Annotated in this window: 29 protein-coding genes and 1 pseudogene; 3 read left to right on the forward strand and 27 right to left on the reverse strand. The window is 32.0% G+C overall.

From position 1 onward, the window contains the following. The first annotated feature begins 93 nt into the window (after positions 1 to 93). Genes OTJ99_RS08065 through OTJ99_RS08075 form a run of 3 tightly spaced genes read left to right on the forward strand, consistent with a single transcriptional unit; the run spans position 94 to position 778 of the window. Positions 94 to 363, forward strand: a complete 270-nt coding sequence (locus tag OTJ99_RS08065) for a HEPN domain-containing protein (RefSeq protein ID WP_235374549.1) — start codon at positions 94 to 96, stop codon at positions 361 to 363. Beyond that, positions 360 to 485, forward strand: coding sequence for a HEPN domain-containing protein (locus OTJ99_RS13065; RefSeq protein ID WP_268748472.1), 126 nt, complete (start codon positions 360 to 362; stop codon positions 483 to 485). Before OTJ99_RS08065 ends, OTJ99_RS13065 begins: the two co-directional genes overlap by 4 nt. Beyond that, positions 458 to 778: a nucleotidyltransferase domain-containing protein gene (locus OTJ99_RS08075; protein ID WP_045164550.1), complete on the forward strand. Its 321-nt coding sequence runs from the start codon at positions 458 to 460 to the stop codon at positions 776 to 778. The genes OTJ99_RS13065 and OTJ99_RS08075 overlap by 28 nt, the downstream gene beginning before the upstream one ends. A 3-nt stretch (positions 779 to 781) precedes the next feature. Here OTJ99_RS08075 and OTJ99_RS08080 read toward each other — a convergent pair whose 3' ends face one another. The 27 genes and pseudogenes from OTJ99_RS08080 to spoIIAB all read right to left on the reverse strand — a co-directional run bounded on the left by OTJ99_RS08080 (position 782) and on the right by spoIIAB (position 25937). After that, positions 782 to 1369 (reverse strand): DUF488 domain-containing protein, encoded by a 588-nt coding sequence (locus tag OTJ99_RS08080; RefSeq protein ID WP_269015322.1) that lies wholly within the window; start codon positions 1367 to 1369, stop codon positions 782 to 784. 447 nt (positions 1370 to 1816) lie between these two features. Then, on the reverse strand, positions 1817 to 2227 hold the full coding sequence (locus tag OTJ99_RS08085) for a hypothetical protein (protein ID WP_269015323.1): 411 nt from the start codon (positions 2225 to 2227) through the stop codon (positions 1817 to 1819). A gap of 192 nt (positions 2228 to 2419) precedes the next feature. Further along, positions 2420 to 2881: a protein-export chaperone SecB gene (locus OTJ99_RS08090; RefSeq protein ID WP_269015324.1), complete on the reverse strand. Its 462-nt coding sequence runs from the start codon at positions 2879 to 2881 to the stop codon at positions 2420 to 2422. Positions 2882 to 2894: 13 nt separating this feature from the next. Then, positions 2895 to 3413 carry a hypothetical protein gene (locus OTJ99_RS08095; RefSeq protein ID WP_269015325.1) on the reverse strand — a complete coding sequence of 173 codons (519 nt, stop codon included), beginning with the start codon at positions 3411 to 3413 and terminating at the stop codon, positions 2895 to 2897. A gap of 303 nt (positions 3414 to 3716) precedes the next feature. Then, on the reverse strand, positions 3717 to 4127 hold the full coding sequence (locus OTJ99_RS08100; RefSeq protein WP_045165873.1) for a hypothetical protein: 411 nt from the start codon (positions 4125 to 4127) through the stop codon (positions 3717 to 3719). A gap of 1169 nt (positions 4128 to 5296) precedes the next feature. Beyond that, the gene (locus OTJ99_RS08105) at positions 5297 to 5896 is read right to left on the reverse strand and encodes a hypothetical protein (RefSeq protein WP_235374824.1); all 600 of its coding nucleotides are present in this window, start codon (positions 5894 to 5896) and stop codon (positions 5297 to 5299) included. Positions 5897 to 6107: 211 nt separating this feature from the next. Then, positions 6108 to 8126 (reverse strand): FkbM family methyltransferase, encoded by a 2019-nt coding sequence (locus OTJ99_RS08110; protein WP_052671504.1) that lies wholly within the window; start codon positions 8124 to 8126, stop codon positions 6108 to 6110. Between the two features lie 57 nt (positions 8127 to 8183). After that, positions 8184 to 10067 carry a TPR domain-containing glycosyltransferase gene (locus OTJ99_RS08115; RefSeq protein WP_269015326.1) on the reverse strand — a complete coding sequence of 628 codons (1884 nt, stop codon included), beginning with the start codon at positions 10065 to 10067 and terminating at the stop codon, positions 8184 to 8186. Positions 10068 to 10174: 107 nt separating this feature from the next. Continuing rightward, positions 10175 to 10996, reverse strand: a complete 822-nt coding sequence (locus tag OTJ99_RS08120; protein WP_045165869.1) for a flagellin N-terminal helical domain-containing protein — start codon at positions 10994 to 10996, stop codon at positions 10175 to 10177. A 128-nt stretch (positions 10997 to 11124) separates the two neighbouring features. After that, a complete protein-coding gene (locus OTJ99_RS08125; protein ID WP_269015327.1) occupies positions 11125 to 13227 on the reverse strand; it encodes a DEAD/DEAH box helicase in 2103 nt (700 codons plus the stop codon). Between the two features lie 8 nt (positions 13228 to 13235). Then, entirely contained in the window at positions 13236 to 14393 is a 1158-nt protein-coding gene (locus OTJ99_RS08130; RefSeq protein WP_045165867.1) for a BREX system ATP-binding domain-containing protein, read from the reverse strand. A 4-nt stretch (positions 14394 to 14397) separates the two neighbouring features. After that, on the reverse strand, positions 14398 to 15585 hold the full coding sequence (locus OTJ99_RS08135; protein ID WP_235374822.1) for a BREX system ATP-binding domain-containing protein: 1188 nt from the start codon (positions 15583 to 15585) through the stop codon (positions 14398 to 14400). 37 nt (positions 15586 to 15622) lie between these two features. Continuing rightward, positions 15623 to 16777, reverse strand: a complete 1155-nt coding sequence (locus OTJ99_RS08140) for a BREX system ATP-binding domain-containing protein (RefSeq protein WP_045165865.1) — start codon at positions 16775 to 16777, stop codon at positions 15623 to 15625. A gap of 3 nt (positions 16778 to 16780) precedes the next feature. Then, positions 16781 to 17617, reverse strand: a complete 837-nt coding sequence (locus OTJ99_RS08145; protein ID WP_045165864.1) for a hypothetical protein — start codon at positions 17615 to 17617, stop codon at positions 16781 to 16783. 177 nt (positions 17618 to 17794) lie between these two features. Continuing rightward, positions 17795 to 18239, reverse strand: a pseudogene (locus OTJ99_RS13070) (DUF4143 domain-containing protein); the annotation flags it as partial. A gap of 189 nt (positions 18240 to 18428) precedes the next feature. Further along, a complete protein-coding gene (gene csrA, locus OTJ99_RS08155) occupies positions 18429 to 18671 on the reverse strand; it encodes a carbon storage regulator CsrA (protein WP_045165862.1) in 243 nt (80 codons plus the stop codon). Positions 18672 to 18683: 12 nt separating this feature from the next. Then, a complete protein-coding gene (fliW, locus tag OTJ99_RS08160; protein WP_045165861.1) occupies positions 18684 to 19142 on the reverse strand; it encodes a flagellar assembly protein FliW in 459 nt (152 codons plus the stop codon). Positions 19143 to 19160: 18 nt separating this feature from the next. After that, a complete protein-coding gene (gene hepT, locus OTJ99_RS08165) occupies positions 19161 to 19580 on the reverse strand; it encodes a type VII toxin-antitoxin system HepT family RNase toxin (protein ID WP_045165860.1) in 420 nt (139 codons plus the stop codon). Next, entirely contained in the window at positions 19577 to 19954 is a 378-nt protein-coding gene (locus OTJ99_RS08170) for a DUF6470 family protein (RefSeq protein WP_045165859.1), read from the reverse strand. Before OTJ99_RS08170 ends, hepT begins: the two co-directional genes overlap by 4 nt. A gap of 37 nt (positions 19955 to 19991) precedes the next feature. After that, positions 19992 to 20939, reverse strand: coding sequence for a flagellar hook-associated protein FlgL (gene flgL, locus OTJ99_RS08175; RefSeq protein ID WP_045165858.1), 948 nt, complete (start codon positions 20937 to 20939; stop codon positions 19992 to 19994). A 25-nt stretch (positions 20940 to 20964) separates the two neighbouring features. Next, positions 20965 to 22542, reverse strand: a complete 1578-nt coding sequence (gene flgK / locus OTJ99_RS08180; protein ID WP_045165857.1) for a flagellar hook-associated protein FlgK — start codon at positions 22540 to 22542, stop codon at positions 20965 to 20967. Between the two features lie 23 nt (positions 22543 to 22565). Then, positions 22566 to 23054: a flagellar protein FlgN gene (locus OTJ99_RS08185; RefSeq protein ID WP_045165856.1), complete on the reverse strand. Its 489-nt coding sequence runs from the start codon at positions 23052 to 23054 to the stop codon at positions 22566 to 22568. Positions 23055 to 23138: 84 nt separating this feature from the next. Further along, positions 23139 to 23426, reverse strand: a complete 288-nt coding sequence (gene flgM / locus OTJ99_RS08190; RefSeq protein WP_045165855.1) for a flagellar biosynthesis anti-sigma factor FlgM — start codon at positions 23424 to 23426, stop codon at positions 23139 to 23141. 75 nt (positions 23427 to 23501) lie between these two features. Further along, positions 23502 to 23942 (reverse strand): TIGR03826 family flagellar region protein, encoded by a 441-nt coding sequence (locus OTJ99_RS08195; protein WP_045165854.1) that lies wholly within the window; start codon positions 23940 to 23942, stop codon positions 23502 to 23504. A gap of 12 nt (positions 23943 to 23954) precedes the next feature. Continuing rightward, a complete protein-coding gene (locus OTJ99_RS08200; protein ID WP_045165853.1) occupies positions 23955 to 24659 on the reverse strand; it encodes a ComF family protein in 705 nt (234 codons plus the stop codon). Between the two features lie 128 nt (positions 24660 to 24787). Then, a complete protein-coding gene (locus OTJ99_RS08205; RefSeq protein WP_045165852.1) occupies positions 24788 to 25489 on the reverse strand; it encodes a SigB/SigF/SigG family RNA polymerase sigma factor in 702 nt (233 codons plus the stop codon). Further along, positions 25455 to 25937 (reverse strand): anti-sigma F factor, encoded by a 483-nt coding sequence (gene spoIIAB / locus OTJ99_RS08210; protein ID WP_045165851.1) that lies wholly within the window; start codon positions 25935 to 25937, stop codon positions 25455 to 25457. The genes OTJ99_RS08205 and spoIIAB overlap by 35 nt, the downstream gene beginning before the upstream one ends. Positions 25938 to 25969 lie beyond the last annotated feature (32 nt).

Below are 25969 nucleotides of genomic sequence, written 5' to 3' on the forward strand. Positions count from 1 at the left end.
AAAGGAAAAAGTTTAATGAGTGCTTTTTTTGCACTTTAGATTTGTGATAAAATATTTAGTAAGAACATTATAGATTTTGTGAGTGTGAACGTTTTGAAAAAAGAAGAAATAATTCAGTACTGGATTGATTCGGCACTTGACGATTACAAGACCATGAAGCATTTATTTGAAAGTAAGGACTATCTTTGGCGTTTATTTATGTGTCATATAATTGCCGAGAAATTATTAAAAGCTTTATATGTCAAAAATATTGAAACCATTCCTCCAAAAACACATGATTTATTGTTTCTTGCAAAGAAAATACAACTTCCTTTGGACACTTCTATGGCAGATTTTTTGACCTTCTTACAACTTTTAATATAAATACAAGGTATCCCGATTATAAAAGAGAATTTCACAAAAAATGCACACGAGAATATACACAAAATATAATTGAAAAAGTGGAGAATGTTATAGAATGGTTAAAAAGATTGATTCAAGAGTAAAAAATACAATTATGGAGTATATTAGTAAACTCAAAAAAGAAATAAATGTTATTGATGTATATCTATTTGGTTCATATGCAAAAGGAAATTATCATAATGATAGCGACATTGATATTGCAGTAATTTCTGACCAGTTCAAAGGTGACTGCATTGAAGATAGATTATTATTAATGCGACTTAGAAGAGACATCGACCTTAGGATTGAACCCCATCCTTTTAGACCTGAAGATTTTACCGATGAGAATCCTTTTGTAAAAGAAATTAAAGAGTACGGAATTAGAATACCATATTAAAACTTATTTGTTCTTAACATTGAATATTTTCTTCATCTGCAGCTCATATGCTTTATTGAAAAGCTCTTCATCGCTAAAAAATGAATGCTGTTCGCTTGTTTGAGGAAAATACCTAAAAAAAAGACTCTCTTCTAATGCACGCTGATCTACTTGTACCCATCTCCCCATCAAATGATTGATAGCTATGTTGTGATAACTCAGCAAATATCGACCAATTATAAGGGCTCTGTGACATTGTGCAGGATCAAATTCACTGCACATCAAAACTATTGTTTCTCTTTCCGCAAGTTCAAGTAAAGTCTCTATGCCTTCTTTAAACTCCATTGACTGGATTATTGCGTTGTAGTTCCAATAACCCTCGGGAGTATAGAAAGAAGGATTTTCCAACTTTCCGCCAAGGAGATTCCCAAGAAAAATGTAGCCAATATTTGCCTGTTTTAAAGCTTTTTCTAAATTTTCTTTCCTATACTCTGGAACAAACCTTGAAAAAGGGTTTGTTCTTATATCTATTGAAATTCTGAAACTTTTAAGTATCTCTAAAAAATCGTCAAATTTTACAGATGAATATCGAATGGAATATATTGGCTTCACAAAATTACCCCCCCCCTATAATTTTCTAAAAATTGTAACTTGTGCATCAATTCTTATATAACCAATAAGTCATAATTAGATTTTTCCAATTATCAAAATAAAATAGAAAACACATTTCAGCTTTCAAGCATAACTGTACATATATTTCAACCTTAGATTTAACTACTGGCAATAGATACTTGGCACAACAAAAAGCTTTTCTTTTGTATGTTTAATAAGATTAGTCAATGTCATCCTCCTTGTTGTGTGCTTCTGCGTTCTTACTATAATTTACTTCAATAAAGATGGCTTTTTATCTGTTTCAACTTATTGCTTTTTGTTTGTTTATTTTATTCAACAAGTTTATTATTTATAAAGAAGAGTTACATATATTTAATAAATTCTCACGTTCAACACACTTTAAAAACTTTGAGCCTTCTATCCAGTTAAATTTTTTTATTTGCCTTTCTAACCTCTCCACACTTGCCATTTTGTAACACAAGCCACAATAGATTTTAGACTCACTTTCTGTAATTCAACTGCCAATAAACCCAAATACTTTATAACTTTTTCGTCAAACAAGTTAGGACCTACTTTAGTTTCGTAAAACTCACCAAACATACCATTCCAAGCTGCTATATCAACAGTCTTTCTCTCTTCAGTTGCAATTAGTCTCCCATTTATCTTAACACCACAACCTTGTAAAACTATGTAACCTGGCGCATTATATCTTTTATAAACAAAATGAAGAATGAAAAGTTCTAAAATTCTACCTCTCAAACGTGACAACTTTTTATGATCATCTTTACCTTCTTCATAAAGTCTCCTTAATTTCAAAATAAAATCATCAACAAACTCAGTCTTAAAGATACTTTTCAATCTTTCTTGCCATTTTTCAAATGATGTAATATTTCCTTCTTTCCTACTATATTTTTCATAATTGTTAATATAAAGGATACACTCACATAAGTAAGGAAGAAGGTGAGTGTTATTAACTACAGAAGTGACTATAGGCTCTACAATCCTATCAAACGAAGTATCATTAAATCATATCTTTCAAATTCAATAAAATTACTTATCTGACCTTTCATCCCTTTCTATCTCTCTACTATTCATATTTTTCTTTAAAGTGTTTAAAATATCAATTGTAGGTAAAGGTTGAGGTATCAAACCAATTTTGCTCATCACGTCGGAAACTACTTCCTTTAAGTATGGCCATAAAAATCTTACACTTTGAATTTCCAAAAATTTTTGAAAATCTTCTTTCGATATTGACGCATCATTATTAATACAGCTGCCTTTGTAGACCGCTTCAATTTCAAATATCTTTTCGTTTTCCTCTGTTACTCCTAATCGTAAAGCAACATACATATTACCATTTGCATTATCAATAGCTTCACTCCAAGTTTTTACCTCAAGTAAAAATGGAATATTTCTGAATTTAAATGGTTCTATTTCCTTTAGCTTTTTTGTTCTTAATTTTATCAGTTCAGTCTTAACAAGCTGAATTGGAGAAAAATAATATTTTCCCAATTGAACATTTATTTCACTCCCATAAATTGTAATTACAATATAAATAAAAACCTGCGTCTGTACCGCAGGTTTTTACAATCTTATGGTCACTAATTTCTACAAATCCCTCATAAGAGATGAAGTTTACTTCAGACTTTAAATTGAAATCAAATCTTTCTAAAAGCCTATCATTTAGACTCTTTAATATTCCATATAGCCAGTCAATTATTTCTACAATATCATTGTTCTCGTATGCATCTTTTAAATAAAATATATAATAATCAACTACTGCTTCAAAATTAGGCAGAAATGCTCCATATGTTTCAACTAAATCTATTAAACTCAATAAGTAGTCCTTACCTTTTTCTTCAAACCATTCTCTAAACAGTTTCTTTTCTTCTTCTGATACCATAGGAGTTTTCTGAACAAAATAAATCATTTCAAAATAAATCTTCAAAAACTCAATTAACTTGGAAAATTTTTTATTATTACTTTTTTTAAGCTGCTCCAAACGATAAATTATATCATTAGAAAAATTAAAATTTGCTTCCATTACTTATCACCTTCTTAAATTGGTAAATAATCGCGCATATTAAACAAATACTATTCAATTATATGCATATGGATAGCAAAACGACAACTAAAATTTATTTTGTAGATATTATTCCTTTCCGTATTTTATTATACCCAAAAACTTCTTTTCTAACCATTCAATTAGAACTTATTTATTCTTAAGCTTTAATATTTTCTTCATCTGTAGCTCATACACTTCATTGATATGATCTTCATTGTTAAAAAATGAATAATGTTTGGTTGTTTGAGGAAAATACTTAAATTTTGTATCTATAACTATATCTTACATCTCATCTTTACTCTTAACTGTTGGTAGTAGATTGACAAATCTTGCCAAGCACAATAATGTCATAAATAAGCCTGTAATATTTTCAAAAAATATTAGATTAGCTATATTTGAATTTGTTTTATTTACTATTTTCTCTATTTCATTACTATTAAATGTTGCCACATTTAAAATATTTGATCTTATATAATCCCAAACAGTACTTTGTTGAGAAAAGTCTCCTTCAAGCTTTAAAATACAAATCATCATAGACAAATACCAAAACATTATTTCAGCAAAATTGTGAAGTAGTAACATAACCATTTTGGTTGCTGATTTTATAGAATAATCTTGATTTTTCTTTTGTGCCCTTATTCTATCAAAAAATAATACATTGAGCTGGTATATTATTATTTCGAAAACTCTCAAAATACCATAAGTTAAAATTATCCAAAATAAAAATTTAAACCGAATATTATGTAGTAGGTTAGTATAACAGCCAAAAATGATAGAAATAAATTTCCTAATACCCAAGCATCAACAAAAAAATAACTTATATTTTTTATAATTCTTCTGAGCCAGTAGAATATTGAGATTTTTTCTAAAATGTAAAATATCTTCTCATATAAATTTACGATAAAGGTATCCTTACTGTTATTATTCATCGATAACACCTTACAACAAACCATTTTATGCCTCAATTGTTATAAGGACCTTTGAAATTTTTGTTTTTGTGCTATAACTAAATTAGCATTATCATCCTTTTTGCCGTACGTTTTGCCTTTTATAAATTTTACCTCAAGGATGATGACTTTTTATTTATATCTATTATTTGACTTTTCTGTTAATTCATTTATTCAACAAGCTATTAACAAAAATTAAAGAAGATGACACAAAAATGTCCACCTGCCCTTACTTCTTTCTTAGAATAACTATTTTTTCTTTCAACATAGTGTCACCTTTTTCTCCTCGAATATTAGTAGGACTATTTTTAAGTGGCATCCGTTTGTTTACAATATTACGAAGCGTTTCAACCCATTCAAAATTAAAAACTTTAAAATTTCTTTTGTAATCTCATTAATTGGAAATTCTATACCTTGAACCCTTCTGCTTGCAACAACACAAATTGCATATCCTTTAAGTTCAATTAATTTAGCTAATTTTTCTATTGCACAGAAATAGTCATAAAAAAACTAACTAACTCTGTCGCTTTTTTCTTATCTATCTGTGATATATAATTAAATCTTTTAAAACTGAAGCATATTGAAAGATCTTTAAAAATCTATCATTATATTTTTACCTCCTAAAATCTCTTTATCAACGTCGTATTCCCACAAATCTAACTATTGTAAAGAAAGTCTTTAAAATTGACCATAGGCAACTGTAGTCTTTGCATCTCCATAAGATGGAAATATTAAATACTAAATTAACATTTTCTTTTTAAACTTTTTCAAACTCTAATTTGATGAGCTTATATGTTCCTTGTATTGGAATAACTTTTATTGACTCATATGCAAAAATATTTTATTACGACTATTACAGAGAAACATAACTCACCTTTAGTTTTCACTATTAGAGTTTTTTAAACATTTACCAAATTAGGGTTTATTATGTTTTACCCATGTAAGATACTGAATCAAATTAGACATAAAGAATCCTCTGTCTGAATACTTTTCTTCATACTTCTTAATTTTAGAACAAATGAAATTATCAACCTCAAATAACGATATATTTTTAACATCTTGCTTGCAATTGTTATTTTGTAATGAAATAAGAATTTTGACTATTGTATACATTTCATTAGAGTAAACTGAGCCTTTTTCTAATTCATTCAACGCCACAGAAAACTCTTCACTTTTATACTCAAAAAAGCCCAACCTTGATAAGCACTTCTCCAGCTTTTCTTTTCTGAACAATTTACGCGTGTGATAATTACCTTCTCCACTTTTTACTTCACAAATTACTCCTAAAATATTTTTATCAAAATTAGGAATAAGCTCTTTCAACTTATCATGCCAATCATCTTTATAACCTCCAACATCTTCGTAAACATATGGAAATCTTACAGCAATAATGTCTGTTTCATATGTATTACCGAATTCGTCATTTTTCTTTTCTAAAACATAATTCTCTAAGATAAAAAAGCCATTGAGCCTAAAATACCAATATGCAAGTTCCTCGGCGTAATTTCTCATCATTTTTAACACCTTCTTTCTCAGTGTAAGTAAAGGAAATTAATAGCAAAAATTTTATCTTCATAACAATGAAGAACTTTTCCATGTTTACTCACTTGTTACTATTATCAACATTGTATTGTTTAAATTTTCCATTTCGTTTTTAACAAACTTTTTTAGCAAAAATTTCAACAACCACTTTAAAATAAAATAGCAAGTCTACAAGCATATAATATTACTCCACTTTTGCATATAAGTATGTTGGTGTGGCATTAAATACCTTTGTTGCCTTATATCCTAAATTATTTAAGAACGAATTAACCTTACTAAAATTCTCATTTAAAATTTCTACATATAGTATTGGTTTATAATATAGAAGAGTCTGAATAGAACCCTCTAGAACTTCCAACTCCATGCCTTCCACATCAATTTTGATTAAATCTACTCTCTTTAAATTTAATTGTCCAACTATTTTATCTAGAGTTTCAAGAGTTATATTTCCAGTTTCATCTTTTGCAACTTTACATCCACCCAAGTTATTTTTGTTTTCTATAATTAGTTTGCATCTTCCATTACTATTCCCTAAAGCTATCTGCAGAGGTACTACTTTTTCGTTTAAACCATTTAACTCTATATTCTTTAGTAGAATTTTGAAACTATATTCATAGGGTTCGATTGAAACAACTTTCTTTACCCTTTTCAGAGAAGCTATAAAAACAGTATGATTACCAATATTAGCACCAATGTCAATAACAATGCTTTCTCCCTTTATTCTTTGCTTAATGTCTCTTAACATTTCTTCTTCATAAAAGCGAGAGGTTTTGTACATGACTTTTTGAATATAATCGGATAAATTAGGAAGGTAAAACTTATATTCTTCATTCTCGAAATATACCTTTGTGATAAATTTAATTTTTTCAGGATTTTGCTCATGCAAAATACTTTCTAAAAGTTTTTTTATTTCGCAAAGTTTGTTTTCTAATGAATAATTTTTTTCAATGAACTCTCTGTATTTTACAGAATCATAATTTTCAGATAATATAATATCTATAGCCTCATCAATTGTAGTCCATATTAGATGTGAAGGATATATCTCTCTTGCTCCTACAAAATTATGTATCACAGGTTTTATCCCCTTTGCCATTGCTTCCATGATACTAATATTTTGAGATTCTAAGATACTACTACATATAACATAATTCTTGTCTTCAAGCCATTTATTAATATCATTTTGCCAACCTTCAAATACTATAGAATCCTCTAATTCCCATTCCTTCATCATTTGTTTAAAATAGAGAAGATATCTCTCATCTTGAAACTCGCCGGCAATGTGTAATTTATATCTGTTATCTTTATCGTGTAAAGCTTTAAAAAGCTGTAATAATAACATTGGACCTTTCTTGTAATTTATATAACCCACGTAAGCGAGATTAAATCCTCTATTTCTTTTTTCAAAAGTAAATTTTTTGAGATCAATCCCATTTGGAATTACCACGCTCTTCGAACGTAGAACACCCTGCAATTTATCGTTTACAAGTTCAAAAATATGCTTTGCAACAAATATTATTTTATCAATATTATCCCAATTCACTTTGAAAATATAATCCGTGAAAGCTTCATAACTATGAACTCTGCATATTAACTTCTTCCCTCTTGCAAGCTCATGCCTGCTCCCATATATCACAAGCTCATCGCACCACTCAAACCAACAAATATCAGCCCATTGCATGCCTTCGTCGATTTGTTTAAAATCTGTTACAACAATTTTTCTTACAAAGTACTCGTCCATCAAGCCTAATATTATATCGTTTAAAAAACTATCTAACCCCGGTTTTACAAAGAAAGCTATTTTGGTCTCGTCTTTTAAAGGTGTAGAAATTTTATACAAAATATTATTCAACTTTCTGCCAATTTCTATTGTCTCATCGCCAGTAGCAAACTCTAAGGCTCGAGCAAAGAATTTCGCCGCTTTTTCATATTCTTCTTTTAATTCGTATACACAGCCCAAGTTGTAATAAAAATCTGTATACGTTGCATCAACAAGCAAACCTTTTTTGAAAATCTCTTCTGCTTTTTCAATTTCATTTTTAGCGTAGTATATTATCCCTTTCATTGAAATAATCTCTATATCATTTTTAATAACATTTTCGCACTTGTTAATCACTTCTAACGCATAATCTAATTCTCCTTTTTCAACAAGTTCATTAAGAAGCTTTTTTATTCTCTCAACTTTACTCTCAATGTTTTCATTCACTTAAATTCACTCCCTCAAATGTATGTAAAAATTACTAACTGTTCCCTACACTTTTACTTAATCTAACTTCTCAACATCCACTCCCAAGATGTCCTTAGAGAATCTTTTAAGGTGTTTAACCAATTTTGGCATTGTTGATATTGCTTCACGCAAGTATTTTATACTTTTGTCCATTCTCTTCTCTTGCAATGAAAGGTAAATCAAGTACATCAAAGCAAAATATTTTTCTTCCTCAGATAAAAAATATCTGTATTTTTCTTTAATTTCTTCACTTTTATAAAGCTTGCTCATCAATAATATACCATTTTCTGTGTAGTTTAAGAATATCTCATATAATCTTTCATCACTTTGGCGAGGAAAATTTAACAATACCAACAATGCTAAAGCTATATAACGAGCTAAAATATCTATATCTGCTTTTTCTGGCTTTATTACTTCTAAAAGACTAATAACATCTTCAAAATCAATAAACTTTGCTGTCAACGCCTCTGCTATTTTTGTCCTCAGAACCATTACATCAACTTTCTTTAATGCCTCAATCAAAAATTCTTTTTTTTCTGCAACCCTAAAAAGAACTTTTGTGTAAAAGGAAGGTAGTAATCCGAAAACATTTGAGTCAAATATATTTAAAATAGCAGACTCTACCTTTTCTTTTTTTGTTATTATACAGCAATATTTGCCATAGAAATCATTTGATTCCGAAAATTTCTTATATATTTCTAACCTTTCATCCTCATCAAATTTGAAGTAAGTAATATATTTTTCAATAAATTCAGAAACTTTTTCTTTGTCTTCTAGGTTACAAGAAGAATAAAAATCAAACAATTCATTAAAATTTCTTTCTTTTATATGCAAAAGAGTCCTATACTGAAGTTTTAGCTTATTGTCTTTAAATTGCTCTATATGTACCTTGGCTTCTAAAAAATTATTTATATCTAATAAGTATTGCACAACCATAGCGTTAGCATTATCAAAATAACTATTACTTATATTGTAAAATACAACTCTTGCATCGTATAGGAGTTTAATCTGATCTAGCTTTTTAAAAAGGTCCATGTATTTTTTGAAATATACCAATGCTTCTTGTCTTCTTCCCATTGCATAAAGAGATAGCCCAGCAATGTAATACAAATCAATATACTCATCATTAAAATTAAGTCCCTCTTCCGCAACCTCTAAGGCTTTATCGAAAAGTCCAAGTAATAAAAGATTATTTGCATACAAACCATATACCACAACTAAGCCTTTTTTCATTTCACTATTTTCCATTTTCAAAAGGTTATAGACCTTTCTAAATTCTTCTATTGCTTCCCTAATTTTTCCATACATACTATAACTAACACCAAGTTGATATCTATAATAAATATTTAATGGGTCTTTCTCAAGTTCTTTTTTAAGAAGTGAAACTGTTCTCTTATATTTATATTCCATAAGCTTAGTATCATTCATAATATAGCCATAATGGTAAATAACAATTTTACTGTTGTATATAGGAGTTCTAAAAATAGGCTGATTGTGAACTGCTCCTTCGTATTTTATAAAACCATTTCTAAAGAGTCTTGGTGAAAAACCGAAAACAAAGTTTTGTTTATTATTTTCTTCAACTAAATTTTTTACGGCTATATTAATTGCATTTGCACCTTCCTTCTCAGCCATTTCTATTTCCTTTAATATTATCTTTGCGTCTTCAAGCTCTTCGTCAGCATCTAAAATAAAAATCCATTCACCTTTTGCAAGTGAAATCGTGTAATTTCTCATCTCAGAAAAATTATAATTCCAAGGTTTATAAAAGATGTTATTAGTATATTGTTTTGCAATTTCAACAGTTCTATCTTTCGAACCTGTATCAACCACAATCAATTCAACTTCGTCGCCTTTAAGAATCGGTTTTAAACTTTCCAAACATCTTTTCAAATTTTTTTCTTCGTCTTTTACCATCATACAAATACTAAGCTTTCTCCAACTCAAACCAATGACATCTCCCTTCCAAAAAACTTTAAAAAAGCCCTGGCTTAAAACCAGGGCCCTTTTATTTAGCTTTAAACCTCTTACCTCAACAACTGTAAAACAGCTTGTGGAAGCTGATTTGCCTGAGCGAGCATTGCTGTTGCTGCCTGCATCAAAATGTTGTTTTTTGTAAATGCCATCATTTCTTTTGCCATATCAACGTCTCTGATTCTGCTTTCTGCAGCAGTGAGATTTTCAGAAGCAACACCTAAGTTATTTATTGTATGTTCAAGTCTGTTCTGATATGCACCAAATTTTGCTCTTACTTCAGAAACATATTTTATCGCATTGTCAATTGTAGAAATTGCGTTATTTGCAGACGTTTGTGCAGCAACCGATAAAGAAGTAATTTGCAATGAGCTTGTGTTAACAGCACGTATCGTTAAAGTAATATTCTGGTCGATATTAGCTCCAATGTGGAATATTAATCCAGTATTTGCTACCAATCCTCCGTTTAATAAGGTCTTTGTGTTAAATTGTGTAGTACTTGCGATCCTGTCAATCTCAGCCTTCAGCTGATCAACTTCAGCCTGCAGAGCGTTCCTGTCATCATCTGTATTGGTGTCGTTTGCTGCCTGAACAGCAAGCTCTCTCATTCTTTGCAAGATCGAATGTGTCTCATTTAAAGCACCTTCAGCTGTTTGAATTAATGAAATAGCATCTTGAGCATTTCTAATAGCTTGGTTCAAACCTCTGATCTGTCCTCTCATCTTTTCTGAAATTGCCAAACCTGCTGCATCATCGCCCGCTCTGTTGATTCTCATACCAGATGAAAGTTTTTCCAGTGATTTTGAAAGCATCTCATTGTTAATTGTCAATCTGTTGTAAGTATTAAGCGCTTGAATGTTATTATTAATACGCATCTTAACAACACCCTCCCTGAACTTAATTTTTTTAGCTTCACGTCCCTGTGAAGCTTTATTTTGTTTTCATTAAGATTATCGGTAAGATGGTTTTATGAATTTAGGGGTTATGTGAAAAATTTTTGAATTTAATGTATTAATTTTGCAAGGTACATTTCTAATTGTGTATGAGTGACATTTTGAAATTCTGCTTTTTTAAATAGTTTTAGTTCCTCTTCTAAGTTTATAATCCTTAATACTTCTTCCACTCTTATTTTCATTGGGAGCAGTTTGTTCAAAGGATCAATTTTGAGTTCTTTTTCAATTTTATCTATATCTTTTTCTATAAACTTAATCATTGAATAATCGTTTAGACATTTTATATCTTTAAAAGAAGAAATAACTTTTTTGCAATAACCTTTATCAAATTGTACTAAAAACGAATTAACAGCTTCAATAACCTTTAAGTTTAACATCCTTATTAATAACTTTATAAAAAACTCCCTCTGTGTGGACCCCAAATGAAACATATAAACCTTGTTATCTCTAATAATATAAGGAAAAACTTTATCTTCTAATCCCAAATATGTCCTTATTGCATAAGGCTGCGTATTAAAAAATATAGTTTCATATGGTGCATAACTTAAAAGACCACCATCCAACTTCTCAGAGGAATTTTTTACAATTATACTGTTTCCTTGAATATTTATTATCTCTTTGTTTTGACCTGTAATTTTAATCCTTTTGTTTTGAAAATCTTGGACATTTGTTGCTAAAACCCTGTTTTTTTCAAGATCATAGATTGACATTCCATTTGCAAATCTAATTGTTGAATGAATTTGTCCGTTTGAAAACTTATCAAACCAATCCTTCTTTACAGTTAGCTTGCCATCATCCGCTTCTTTGAGCTGGCCGCTTAAAATTAGATTGTTTATAATGTCATTTGCAACTGATAAGTCTTCAAAATAATATTTTAAACAAGATTCTATTAAGCTTTTTAGTGCATCTTTGCTTCGTTTCAAATCTTTTGACTGAAATATGTATGAGATTATCTGCTGGATAATAACATGAAAAATATTCCCCGCTGCTGTATTTAAAAGAATTCCATTTTGTGCACAAAAGAGCATGGCTTTTTGAATTAGTCTTTGAGTATCATTTTCAGCACATAAAAGGACATCTATTCTCTCGTTTTTTCTGTTCCCACGCCCAATTCTTTGAAGAAAGCTATTCATATCAAGTGGCGGTTCTGCCAAAACAACCAAATCAATTGAGCCAATATCAATTCCTATTTCAAAGGTAGAAGATGAAACTGCTATAACCCTTTCATGCCTTTTTAAAATTTCTTCGGTTTCTTCTCTTTCAGACTTTGCTAAACTGCCATGATGAGATACAATTTGGTAGCTTGAATCTTTTAAAATACTTCTGAGCTCTGCTACTAAAGCATCAACTTTATTTCTTGAATTACAAAAAATTAGAATTTTCTTAAACCTGTTTTGAAAATCAATGCTGCAAAAATGCTTGAATATTGTCTCATCAATTGAAACAATTTCATCTGATATTAGATTTATTTCTCTTTTCCCTTCAGCTTTTATTATTTCACCATCAGGAATATAATACTTTAATATCTTTTCAGGTTCCTTCATTGTTGCGCTCATTGCAATAATCTGAATCTTTTCATCATCACACCACTTTTCTTTAAAAGCTTGAGCTTTTAGCCTTCTTAACCTTTCAAGTAGCCATCTTACTTGTTCACCTCTTGAGCTACCATATAAAAGATGTACCTCATCTAAAATAACCGCATAAACACAAGATAAAATATGCCCAAAACCATTTTTAAGTTTTCCTTTACACATCATACTGTCAAATGACTCTGGTGTTGTAATTAGTATATTCGGAATTGTTTTAAATTCGGCTTGATAATCCCCTGTTTTTCTTAAAATATTAATATCATAATAGATAAGCCGTGAATAAAGCCTTTCATAGATATCGTTAACCAGTGCTCTTGTTGGACAAATGTATAAAATTGTCCAGACCTTGAACCTTGACTTTAACCTCTCAATCAAGGGTGCACATGCAGCTTCTGTTTTGCCACTTGCAGTAGGTGAGCATATTAAAATATCTTTTCCCTCAAGTATTTTGGGAATTGCCTTTCTTTGAACATCTTTTAGTCTACCATAGCTTCCAAAAAACATATCCCATGTTGAAGAAAGCTGATTCTTAATATTTAGATCTTCTAAATAGCCATTATCCATATTTCTTATCACCTTCTTATGCCTGGTGGTCCATACTGCAAATCCAGTAGTGTCAAATACCATTTTATAATCGAACGAATTTGCCTGCTCTCACTGTTAGGAAGTTTACTTTCTATGAGTTTTGTTAGATTTTCTCCTGTGCTTAAGCTAAACTCAGACCACAATTGATAAGTCTCACAGTAAAGGACATGCAGCTTCTTTAAAAGCTCTATTTTTTGAGATTCACTCCACTTAGTTACCTCAAACATATTTTCAGGTGTTTTTGAAATATATCTTGTGATGTCTGGGTCACCCTTTTCACCACCCTGATTTATTGCTGAAAATATTATACAAAGTGGAGCTCTTGGAACATTCAACCCGCCACTTAAATATCGTCCAATTACGTACAACATGTCTTGAACCATTTTATAATTGCTTGGATTTTTTATTCTTTCAACCTCATACTCGTCTATTGTAACCATAAGGCCTTTATAACCTGCAGCAGCTACTAAAGTGGCAATCCCTGCTAATGCCTCAATAAAATCAAAATATCGTTCATCTACTTTTCTGCTAATAAGAGTTTTTAGTTTTAAATTTGAATATCCAGAATATCTCAAAGCACTTGATAGCATTTCATTTACATCAGTTGCACTTACCTCATCACTGCATGTAAGAAGTGATTCTATAAAATAAGAATATTCATCTAATAAACCCACCTCAGCTAAAGCTGTTATAACATTTAGGTATTTTTGGATTGTTTCAAATCTTTTTAGTTTTTCAAAGCTGCCATTTTTCAGTAGCAATGCCTTTAAAAAAAGACTTACTAACGGGTAGTCTGAATATATATCATTGTCTTGAATACTTAAAAATAATATGTTCAATAGTTTTGATGGATTAGAAAGGCTTATGCCTTCTCCATCAACTTCCACTTTTAAAGTAAAAAACCCTTCTTTTCGTGCTATATATCTCATAACAGATAGGGTGTGACTTTTTCCACAGCCATATTCTCCACAAACTTGAAATCCAACAGGCAAAAAAGACTCGCATTTTCTCAGTATCTTTTCTGTAACATCTTTGATCTGATCAAAACCTATTGTAAGCTGGTCTATGTAATACTCTGGCACCAATCCAAATCTAAGTGATTCTATAACCCTTAATTTTTTAAATGTGGTATCTTCTCTCATCATGTTTTTAAACCTCATCTTCGTATATGTTTTGTGTATATATTTTTCCTAAATTACCATAATCAATCTCTCTTTCTTCAAGAATTTCTAACAAATATGTGCAAACAGCCTTTGTTATTTCACGCTTGTTTGAGCTCGAAACACCCTTTTTTATGATTTCCCCTGATATCTCATCAGCTTTTCTTAGTATCTCATTTTTTGAAATGTTAATTTGGTCTTTGAAAGTCTCATAAAATACATCTGAAATCTTCATAGCAATTTTCTTTGACAAATCAATAGAATCAAGTCGTGTAAGGTCAATAACTGGGGCTAAAACATTTCCACTAAAAAAATCCTTCTCATACGGACTTGAAAGCCTTTGCTGCAATGCTGGGTATTTATTCATTTCTTCATAAACATCATTTGTCATAGCATATACAATTAGGGCAGAGGCATCTTTTAAGTTGACAATAGCATCTAATAAAGAACGCAGTGTTGAAAAAATCTTGGCAAGTTTTTTTCTATCAACATTAAAACTCTGTTCAGCCTCATCAAAACCCACAATTATTCCTCTATAACCAATATAATAAACAAACTGGAAAAGAGAAAAAAGCATATCCTCTGCACGCTTATTTTGAGCTGATTTTGTCACTTTGGATATACCCAATTCTCTACAAAGTTTACTGTCTGAAATATTGCCTAATAAATAATCACAGCACAAATCAAAGGTTGAAATATCCCCGTTGAGGTAAGAAATCATTGCTAATTTTATAACCTTTCCAAATTCTCGTGATTTAAAGCTACCATCATTGATATCTCTTAAAAATTTTTCTTTCAAATACTGAGAATTTTGGGTGTCATTTACCATATTTTCAAGTGTGTATCTTAAAAACTCACTCAAACCCTCATTCCGCTGTAATGGTGCTTTCATATTCCGTACAACTTCACTGTAAATCAGTAGCTTATCAGAAAAATCAATATCCCGATTTAAAGCAATTTCAGAAGTAACACAGTTTTCATCTCTTGCAATTTCCATTAAATGACGTAAAAAATGTGTTTTCCCCGACCCATATGGACCTATAACAAATTTTTGTGCGCAAATGTTTCGGCCAAAATGCTCATAAAAGTATTTTTGTCTAATTGCCTCAAACACATTCTCATATCCCACACCAAAATATTTACATCCTTCAGCTGGTGCTGTTCCGTGTTGTGCCATAGTATATAATGCTCTTAAAAATAAGTCCTTATCCAATTTATCTCATCCTTTCCAATATCATAGTAGCAATAGTCTTTGCCAGCTCTCGTTTGTAACCTGAGCCTACATTTCTTCTTAGTACCATTACGCAACTGTTTATGACTTCTTTTTTAAAATCATCATCTAAAATACCAAAATTTTTAGCCAATCTCAAATAAGCTTCAACCATGCTATCCATAAAACTCTGTGGGTTGTCTCTCAATGTGTTAACAGAGTCAACCTTTTGAAAGGGAATACGCCAACCAATCCATTTATTTTCACCTTTAATTATCTGCAAGCGCTGAGCCAGAGCCTCGTACCTATTTGCAACTTGGGAAATAAAATCAGGCAAAACTGAAAATACTATCAAAACCCCTTCCAAAGCACCACTTGAACAGCCATCAATTAATCGACGCATAAGGTTTGCTGCAAGCTGGTTACGCCTTGAAATTCTTCCTCCAAAACCTGAAAGCATTCTTTCATTTTCATCAAACAACAATACAACCCCTTTAAAACCCAAAATATGTAAAGATGATAAAACTGTTTTTAAAACATTCTCTGCGTTAGACTTACTCAAGCTTGCCTTTACATTATAAATCCCTACGCTTTTAAAGGTTTGAACATTGACTTTTCGACCAACCAAATACTCTTTTACAACTTCCCATGCCTCATTGTTCAAATTCTTTTTGTTAAGAGCAAGCAAAATGGCATTTTTAAAACTTGCAGATGGCAATTTTGCTGACTTTAAAATTTCCTTTTGCCTCCCATCTACCAACCTTTCCCCTGCAAACGTTAGAATCTCTGGCAGTGATTTGTATGTTATCCCTTCATGCCTGTATTCGACGTTTTCCAAGATGTACTCAACCACCAGCTTCCAATCAGTCAATGAAACAGCACTGTCCAAAGTTGTAAATGCAACCAGCATACCTTTCGATAAAGCTTTTTTGTAAATTAGATTTAAAAGATGAGTTTTCCCCGCACCATATGCACCTTCAATAAATTTACATGTTGCCCCGCCTTTTGCAATAAGATTCTCAATCACTTCGCTTTCAAAATAATTCATGTAATCTTGATTCCCAACATCAATCAAATCTGCAATCTCAACATCATCTGTCCCATTCTGAGCAATTTTATTAAGTGAGGTTATTATACTATCCTTGCTTATCACTTGCATTTTTTAAACACCTTCTTTTGCTTCATACACATAACACATTATCTTGTAGTCATCATCAGGATTAAGCCCGTTTATATACATACCCTTACCCTGCATTGTTTCTTGCATACTGCCAGTTTGCAAGGCAAGCCGTTTGTCTTTAGGTATCTCATCCCATATGCTTCTGTAGATATCTAAATTATACAAAAACGCCCATTTAGGAAACTCTGTATACTTTGTTATCTTAGCATCAGGTTTGTTTTTTTCTAAATATCTTCTTATTTGAAGTAGTCTAACTTCTGTATAAAAATCGAAAATACTCACAACATCCTTTCCACTTTTAAATCTTGCATATTTATATGCATCCCAGAATATATCTATAAGTTCATCCTTAGGCATAAGGAATTGAAATAGTAACTTTTCTGCCTCTTCTATCAAAGATTTAATATCTTCTTTTGAATTGACCCTTGTCCAACCAATGATTGTTTGATTATTATAAGAAATGCTAACAGCTGATGATTGAGGTTTAGTCTTTAACTGAATACTTTTTATTCTCCAACCATCACTGCACTCTCTTAGAGGAACTCCTTTTTCTTTTAGTTCCATGATCAATTCAGATTCAATTAGTTTAAAGTTGTAAGATATTTTTTCCTTTTCTTTGGCAATTATATCTTTTGCTTTACCTATAATATCATTCAGTGTTTCAAAAATACTATTAAGATTTGATATACCATCTAAAAATTTTTCCAATTTTTCTAAAACATCTTTGTCATTCGGCTTTATCTCTGTTGCTTTATTGAATACCTTTAAAGTCTCTTTTAGCTCTTTTATAATAATTTCAAGTTCTGAAGTTTGTTTCAAATTAATCTATCCTCCTCATCTTTAGTGTTTTTTACAGAATTAATAACTTTTAATTTATTTATACCACATTGATTCTATTTTAATCTAAAGTTATAAAGTATTTTTGATATAAATCTTTCAAAATAATAAAATGTCACGTCAGTATAAATGATCACTAATAGTATTCAAATTTTTTAATCATTCTCTCCCAAACAAATACATAAACACAAATGCAGGAATCTTTATAATTGGAACCTTTGTATTAAGCTCAAGTCTGCCATAGTATTCTGCTCTTTTTGTAATAAGCACTGCTGAGATTATATCTTTTTCTTTTTGGCACATCTGCACAATTGCATCATTTTCGGCAAGTGCGCTATCTTCTCTAAATTTCACTTCAATTAAGCTCTTACCATTTGGAAACTGGGCAACTATGTCAATTTCTTTTTAATTATCAGTTGATTTTCTAAAATAGCCTATCTTTGCATTTTCTTCACTGTAAAAGTTATATACATGCTTAAAAACTGCTGTTTCGACCGTAATTCCAAGTTTTTTGCTATCAATAAAGAGATTGTCTATCATCAAAACTGCATTTCTAATAGCTGGGTCAGATATATATTCTCTGCTTTGCTTTTAAAACATTTTTGCATTTTGTAAAGTATACTTCTAATTTTTAGCCTAAAAATATAAAGTATACTTTATATCTTTGAAGCTAATCTTTTAAAGTATACTTTGGATTTTTGAGCTTATCCCAAATAAAATAATTTTACAAAAAAAATAGGCAGGCCTTTCTCCTGCCTTTAGTTACTCTTCCAAATTTTTGATTATTGCCCCTTTATCTTTGCCCATCAGACAAAATTTCTTTTAAATCTTTAATCTTGCTAAGTCTATCTTTGCCTTGTAAAGCTTCGACATTTTCATTTTTAACCTCTTGAAGTAGCTCATATCGCAAAACCTTTATATTTTTCGGGGCATCTATTCCAAGTTTTACACTATCTTTTTCTATGCTGATGACTTTTATTATTATATCATCTCCAATTAAAATCTGGTCACCAACTTTGCGCGAAAGAACAAGCATCTTTTATATACCTCATTTCTGCACGTTTGAATTTAAATTTTCAAAAAGGTAATACCTAAGAGGATATCTTTCATCGTCTAAAAGATACTGCATTCCCTTTCTCTTGTTCACATTTATAATAATTGGAGCTTTGAGATTAACTCTTGTTTTCTTTACATCTTCTGGAATTACAACAATACAAAAAACTGCAACGTCTCTTTCTGATTCTATCTTAAGCTTTTTCAAAACTTCCTCGCCTATGTCAAATTCATAGTCAGGTTTTATGTCAAATGGATTAATGATGACAAATGCAACGTCTTTATCTTCGATTGACTGCAGCCACAAAAATGGACTGCCTTCTTCTTTGACAATTACAAATTTTTTTAAATTCTCAAACGCAGGAATCCCCTCTTCAAAGGTTATTATATTCTCTTCATTTACTTCAAGCTCTCCAAATACCCTTGACTGGACTACTGACTTTTGAACTACCATTTTTTTATTCTCCCTTTTTTATAGTTTTAAATAATCCACAATTTCCTTTAGAACTTTCTTAATCTCATTTAAATCATTCTTCAAGATGTCATATACAACATTTAAATCTAATTGGGCATATTCAGAAACAATTGCATTTCTCAAATCAATTATTTTCTTCATAAAGATGGAAGAAGCATCCGAAATAACCTTCTCGTTAGCTAAAATTTCAGGAATATCTTCAAAATTCTCAGGCACTTCAAATTGTTTATCAGCAATTATGTGATTGCACAGGCTTATTAGATTTTGAGCTATCAAAAACAAATTGTAAGCAACTACATCTTGAATATTACTATTATCTTTAAAATCTTCAAAAGTAATACTTTTAAATCTCTCTATTCTTTTCATTCTAAACATTATTTTGCTTATCTTATCTATTATAACCTCTCTTTCGTTCATACCCTCACATCAACCTTGCCCATCTCAAAATCTATATACACCTTGCCACCTACAAAATAGATTTCTGGGCGGCTTTTTGGGATTATATCAACGTTGTAGTCATAGGTTGGAAAAGCCTCTTCAATGCAGATGTCAATTATAGGCTCACCACCATCTTCAATTCTGGCAAGTCTGTTGCCATTTTCTGCTGTCTTTTGTATATACCTCAAAACCTGTTTATATCCTTGCTGGGCGCTTTGACGCACCAAGTAATCTGTTGAACCAAGGTTTACTTCTTCCCAGCACCTGTCTTGATTTATTCTGACTTTAAGATGCTCTTGATGAAGTTTTATTTTAGCAAAAGTTTGATGAATTTGAATCCTTGCAATTTGCATCTTTAGCACTTCCTCAAGCTTTTCTGTTAAAGACTATTTAAAACCTCAAGAAATCCAAAAGTGTTGGTGGCAAAATCTGTGCCCCTGTCTGAAGTGCTGCCCTGTAAACATTTTCTGCGGTTTTCAGCTGCATTATAATCTCTGCCATGTCAACATCCTCGTTGTTTGATAGCAATGTAATAAAGTTCACATTGTCGTCACTGAGCCTATTTTTAATAAGCTCAAGCCTGTTCTGAAGTGCTCCAATATCGCCGCGCTGTGCAACAACATTGTCAATGTGTCTGTCAATATCGCTCAAAAGAGAATTTACTGTAGTTGCATCCCCGCTTTCAAGTGCATTTATAAGATTATCTAAAACTTTGAATAAATTGCCTTTATTTTCATCTGCTTCACCCTGGATGTAAAAAATCTGGTTGGCTGTTTTATTTATATTAATATAGTTTGCTTTCATAAGTTCAAATTGAATAATATTTTTTCCAGTTGACAAATCAACAGGATACCCGCCACTTGAGGCAAAATTGCCTGTATCTGAAAAAGAACCATCTGAATTAAGTGGTGCTGTGTCTGTTTTAAAACCAGAGAAGATATATCTTCCTGCATAGTTTGTATTTCCCACCTGAATTATATGCTGTTTTATCTGCGCAACCTCTTTTGCAATCTGAGCCATGTCTTCTTTTGTATTTGTACCATTTGCACCTCTGACTGCAAGTTCTCTAATTCTTTGCAGTGACTCTGTAATATCTGCAAGAGCACTTTCTGTCATATCAACCCATGACGTTGCATCATCAACATTTTTCTGAAGCTGCTCTATCTCAGACACATCAGTTCTGAGCCTTAGCGACCTTGCAGTTATCACTGGGTCATCAGAAGGGTATCTAATTTTTTTGCCTGTTGCCATCTTATATTGCAAATCGTCAAGTCTTGCAAGGTTTTTATTAAGATTTATAAGGAAATTGTTTACCATCATATTACTTGTTATTCTCATTTTGCTCTCACCTCAAAGCTTCAAATTATCTTCCTACAAGTCCAAGCCTGTTTATAAGGACATCCAGCATTTCATCAAATGCATTTATCATTCTTGCTGATGCCTGAAACCCGTGCTGGTACTTTATGAGGTTTGTCATCTCTTCATCTATTGAAACACCAGACAAAGCCTGACGACGATTGTCAAGCTGGGTGACCATAACTTTCTGGTTTTCTGCAAAGTTCTTTGCACCTTGTGAATCAACACCAAGGTTTGAAATAAGCGATTTTAAAAAGTCTTCAAACTTGCCTTCTCTAAAGATTGATGTGTCATTTCTAAGCTGTAGCATCTTTACAACAAGGTCATTGCCACCCGGAAGATTATCAGGGTCAGTTGTTGTTGCTATGTTGTTCAGATCATTCATTATATCGTCTGATACTTTGATATACCTTGCAAAGAAGAAATTACCAGAATCAACCGGCGGTTCAAAAAAGTTAATACCTGTGTTCTGCCCGTTTAATGAATATCCTTGTGTATGAAGCTCATTAAACTTTTCAATTAGCTTTTTTGCAAACTCATTTAGCCTGTTTAGGTAATATGGTATCCCTGTAAAGTTATTTTTATTTGGTACATCAATATCCTGTCCATTTACAGTCAAATCTTCGTCAATCCCACCAATACCATCTCTCATATCCAAAAGCCCCTTTAGCTCGCCAGACTTAACATTTAAAACCTGCCCTGTATCTTTCCACATTACAACAAAGAGTCCCGGAACATCATAGAGGTTTTGCTGCGAAAGTGCATTATCAGGGTCAAAGTTTGTTGGCTGACCATTTGAATCAAAACCACTTAATCTTTTTATCTTTGCTTTGTCTGTCTCAAGCTCATACACAGTAAAGTGGTTAACCAATGTCTCCCCACTAATTTGGACTATGAATCTGCCCTCTGAATCTTCATATGCTTGTGTGTCAACAATTTTAGAAAGCTTATCTACCAAAAGATTTCTCTGATCTCGAAGATCGTTTGCCTTCTCGCCACGAAGTTCTAATACGAAAATCTGTTTGTTCAGGTCTGCTATCTGATGAGCAATACTGTTTATATCAAGGATTCTGTCGTAAATCTGGTCGTTTAGCTCACTTTGCAAGTCCTCAAGCTGTTTGTACATCTTATGTATTGCATCAGTTAAACCTTGAGCTCTCTGGCGCACAAGCGCACGAACTGTCAAGCTCTCAGGATTTTTTGATAGTTCCTGCAAGCTTGAGAAAAACTGATCCATAACAGCAGACAAGCCTGTATCGCTTGGCTCATTAAATATGGCTTCGATAAAATTTAAGTTATCAGCCTTTATTTCATACTCACCCTGGCGCGAATATTCATTTCTATACTGCATATCTAAAAACATATCTCTAATCTGAACAAGGCTCTGAACATCTGCACCCATTCCCACCTGAAACTTTGGATCATAAATCCCCACCTGATTTGAAGGGGGAATTGATTTTACATTCAAAACCTGTCTTGTATACCCTGGTGTTGAGGCATTTGCAACGTTGTGGGATGTAACCTCAAGCCCTTTTCTATTTACATAAATTCCTGTTCTTGCAATCTCAAGACCATAAAAAGACATCTCTTTCAGCTCCTTTGTTATTTTTAAAGCTTTACATCAAACAAGTTCTTTTTTGTAATTTTGCTCTGACCATTTTTTTGGTAAGTAGTGTCGTCGGTGAAATAGGAAGAGATCAAATTTGTCATAAAATCTATATACTCAAGTGAGCTTTGAATAAGCCTCAAATTTAGATCATTTACACGCTTTATTTCGCTGACAACCTTACTGATAGAATTTTTTATGTCAATTAACTTCTGTTTCTGCTCATCTTTACAAAATTCTACCAAGTTATCAAGTGATGAGATTTCTGTACTCTTTTCCTTTGATATCTTAGCAATCAAGCTCTGTCTTAAATCTTCTAACTTGTTTATCTCCTCTGCTTTTTGTTTTTCAATTGTTGACTGCTCTATGAGGGCTGATATGTTGTTTTCAACTATAAATTTTGTTTTGGAGTTGCAAAGTTCAAGTATTTCTCTTAGAATATTGTGTTCTTTCTCTAAAATTTCAATTACACTATTTACATCTTGATTCATGAAAAATCAACTCTTTCCTAACTAAATTTTAAGCAATAAATATAAAGGCTGCTAAAAATTCAAAAGCAGCCACCGAAAAATTTTTTACCATGCGTTTTTCGCTTGCTTATATTCCCTTATTAGTTTTTCCACAACGTCCTTGGCACTTACATTATAAGTGCCTGACTCAATTTTACTTTTTATTTCATTTACCTTTTCCTCTCGAATGTCAGGTGTTGACTTTATAGCATTCAGAATTGCTTGAAAATCCCTTGCTTCACTTGAGATTTCAAGTTTATCTGCATTTCTTACATCTTGCTTCTTCTCTACCTTGTTTACTCTTGTGCTGCTACTGTATAGCTGGAATATCCTCATCCTATCTTCTATCCTCATAGCAAATCCCATCCTTTGCACTCAACATTCTCACTTAATATATCGTTAAAACTTGCAAAAAAGTTTAACAGAATTTTATTTCTTCTCGTCATCCTTGAAATCTTTAGAAAGATATCTATAGCCGCCTTCTTTTCTCTTAGCATACTCTTCATTCTTCTTCATGCTCTCTCGAAGCTTTTTATCATCAAGATAGCTCAAAAACCGTGTACCAACTTCTCTTTTGCACTCATCACAAAGCCTACCTGTTTTTATAGCTTTTCCGCATCTTTCACACTCTAAAATGATATTGCTCTCTCCCACAATCTCAAGTCTTTCCTCTTTTAAAAATCTTAAAATTTTCTCAGGTGACACACCTGTTGCATTAGACACCTCTGGCAACGTCGCACCTGGATGCTCATACAAATACTCTTTTACCTTTTTAAAATCCTCTTCTTCTTCCTTTCTGCACTGAGGGCAGATAGGACTTCCATCATACAGGTAAAGCTTTCCACACCTTCTGCAGTTTCTAACATCCATTTTCACAACCCCCTATTTTAATTCTCTTGATGGTCTTGTTATTGCCAGAACAGATACGTATACCTTTTTCGCACCGTTTTTTAACAAAACCTTTGAGCACTCATCTGCTGTTGCACCAGTTGTGAAGATATCATCAATAAGCAGGATTGTCTTTCCCTTTACACTATTTTCATATCTTCTTTTGAGTGCAATCTTATCTTTTATCTCCTTCTTTCTCTCTTCTTTTGAAAGGTTGTAAAAGGACTTTGTAGGCTGCGTTCTTTTTAGAGCATCAAGCAGAGGTACTTTCAACGTTTTTGATATATTCTTTGCTAAAAGGTAGGAATGATTATATCCCCTTTTCAAGTACCTCTCATAACTTATTGGTACAGGGATTACAATATCTATGTGTACATTAGAGCTTATTATTTTATTTGCCATCAGATTTGAAAATGTTAAAGCATTCTGGTAAAAACCCCTATACTTGAAAAGATGAACACCTTTTCGGACAGCACCTTCATAGTAAAAAACGGGAAGCACCTTTTCAAAGGTAAAACTCTCTCTTTGACAGTTTGGACAAAGACTATAGACAAAGTCACCAATTGGCATTCCGCATTTTTCACAGGTTTTGCCTTGGATAAACTGTATAAACTTTTTGCACTCATCACATGGGTCATTTCCCACCTTACCACAAAATGAGCAGCGACGAGGAAAGAAAAATTGGATTAGTCTTTCCATTTCTCAAAGTTTAAAACTTAATTTATTTTATCTATATTAAATCACAAAATATAAAAAAATAAAAGACACGCATTTTTTCCGACTGCGTGTCAAACTGAAATTTTATCATTTTCAGAGAAACTCTCTCTTTATACTTTCCAATGCTTTTTTTCAATCCTCGAAACATGCACTTGTGAGATATTGAGTTCTTTTGCAATCTCAGACTGTGTTTTGTTTTTAAAGTAGCGCATAAGTATTATGTAGCGTTTACGTCCTTTTAATTTTCTCAATCCTTTTTTCAAAGCCATTATGTCTAAAAGTCTGCTTGAGTAGTCCTCATCAGCTGCAATGTCCATAAGTGTGATAGGCTTTCCTTCTTCTTGGTTTATAACCTCATTTAAAGATGTGACATCAAGTGATGCATCTATGCAAAGCAAAATATCATCTTGGCTCAAACCTGTTGTCTCTGAAATCTCGCTAATTGTTGGCTCTCTGCCGTTTTGAAATAAAAACTCATCGCGAAATCTCTTGAGCTTGTTTTGGTTTTCCTTTATCTTTCGTGAAATCTTTATTTTACCATCATCTCGTAAATACCTTTTTATTTCTCCAATTATCATTGGCACAGCATATGTTGAGAATCTGACATTGAAGCTTGGGTCAAACCTATCAACTGCTTTGATAAGTCCAATACATCCTATCTGGAACAAATCGTCAGCTTCAATTCCTTTGATTGCAAACTTTTTGACAATGCTCCACACAAGCGCAAGATTGTTTTCAATGAGTTCTTGCCGCGCCTTTTTATCACCGTTCTTTGCCTTACTTATCAATTCCTCCTGGGAAACTTTGCTCAATTTCCACTCCCTCGCTCTTTCGTTTTTTAATGGTTTTGAACATCCGCACACATGTACCCCTGCCAACCTCTGATGTAACCTCAACCTTATCCATAAACGTCTCCATCACAGTAAAACCCATACCAGACCGCTCTTCATCAGGCTTGGTTGTGAAAAGTGGCTGGCGTGCAAGCTCAACATCTTCAATTCCCTTGCCAAAGTCAGTTACCTCAATCTCAACAACAAAATTTTCATAAATCTTTCCTTTTATTATTATTTCCCCAATTTTATCCTCATATGCATGAATTATGGAATTTGTTACAGCTTCAGATACAGCAGTCTTGATTTCTGTAACCTCATCCAATGTTGGGTCAAGCTGAGCAACAAATGCAGCAACAGCCACCCTTGCAAACGCTTCGTTTTGCGATTTAGAAGAAATTTTAAGTTCCATATAGTTTAAAATTCTCATTATATTTCCTTCACATCCGTTCATTTTACAAA

The sequence above is a fragment of the Caldicellulosiruptor naganoensis genome (genome assembly GCF_026914285.1).
Taxonomy (GTDB): Bacteria; Bacillota; Thermoanaerobacteria; order Caldicellulosiruptorales; family Caldicellulosiruptoraceae; genus Caldicellulosiruptor; species Caldicellulosiruptor naganoensis.

Bases quoted from the DNA above. Each gene is read 5' to 3' on its own strand.
- OTJ99_RS08130 (WP_045165867.1), bottom strand. From the start codon at position 14,393: ATGATGAGAGAAGATACCACATTTAAAAAATTAAGGGTTATAGAATCA.
- OTJ99_RS08140 (WP_045165865.1), bottom strand. From the start codon at position 16,777: ATGCAAGTGATAAGCAAGGATAGTATAATAACCTCACTTAATAAAATT.
- OTJ99_RS08195 (WP_045165854.1), bottom strand. From the start codon at position 23,942: ATGGATGTTAGAAACTGCAGAAGGTGTGGAAAGCTTTACCTGTATGAT.
- flgM (WP_045165855.1), bottom strand. From the start codon at position 23,426: ATGAGGATAGAAGATAGGATGAGGATATTCCAGCTATACAGTAGCAGC.
- OTJ99_RS08105 (WP_235374824.1), bottom strand. From the start codon at position 5,896: ATGATGAGAAATTACGCCGAGGAACTTGCATATTGGTATTTTAGGCTC.
- OTJ99_RS08185 (WP_045165856.1), bottom strand. From the start codon at position 23,054: ATGAATCAAGATGTAAATAGTGTAATTGAAATTTTAGAGAAAGAACAC.
- OTJ99_RS08200 (WP_045165853.1), bottom strand. From the start codon at position 24,659: ATGGAAAGACTAATCCAATTTTTCTTTCCTCGTCGCTGCTCATTTTGT.
- hepT (WP_045165860.1), bottom strand. From the start codon at position 19,580: ATGAACGAAAGAGAGGTTATAATAGATAAGATAAGCAAAATAATGTTT.
- OTJ99_RS08120 (WP_045165869.1), bottom strand. From the start codon at position 10,996: ATGCGTATTAATAATAACATTCAAGCGCTTAATACTTACAACAGATTG.
- OTJ99_RS08115 (WP_269015326.1), bottom strand. From the start codon at position 10,067: ATGATGGTAAAAGACGAAGAAAAAAATTTGAAAAGATGTTTGGAAAGT.
- flgK (WP_045165857.1), bottom strand. From the start codon at position 22,542: ATGTCTTTTTATGGTCTTGAGATTGCAAGAACAGGAATTTATGTAAAT.
- OTJ99_RS08170 (WP_045165859.1), bottom strand. From the start codon at position 19,954: ATGCAAATTGCAAGGATTCAAATTCATCAAACTTTTGCTAAAATAAAA.
- flgL (WP_045165858.1), bottom strand. From the start codon at position 20,939: ATGAGAATAACAAGTAATATGATGGTAAACAATTTCCTTATAAATCTT.
- OTJ99_RS08125 (WP_269015327.1), bottom strand. From the start codon at position 13,227: ATGGATAATGGCTATTTAGAAGATCTAAATATTAAGAATCAGCTTTCT.
- OTJ99_RS08135 (WP_235374822.1), bottom strand. From the start codon at position 15,585: ATGGCACAACACGGAACAGCACCAGCTGAAGGATGTAAATATTTTGGT.
- OTJ99_RS08095 (WP_269015325.1), bottom strand. From the start codon at position 3,413: ATGGAAGCAAATTTTAATTTTTCTAATGATATAATTTATCGTTTGGAG.
- fliW (WP_045165861.1), bottom strand. From the start codon at position 19,142: ATGGTAGTTCAAAAGTCAGTAGTCCAGTCAAGGGTATTTGGAGAGCTT.
- csrA (WP_045165862.1), bottom strand. From the start codon at position 18,671: ATGCTTGTTCTTTCGCGCAAAGTTGGTGACCAGATTTTAATTGGAGAT.
- OTJ99_RS08075 (WP_045164550.1), top strand. From the start codon at position 458: ATGGTTAAAAAGATTGATTCAAGAGTAAAAAATACAATTATGGAGTAT.
- spoIIAB (WP_045165851.1), bottom strand. From the start codon at position 25,937: ATGAGAATTTTAAACTATATGGAACTTAAAATTTCTTCTAAATCGCAA.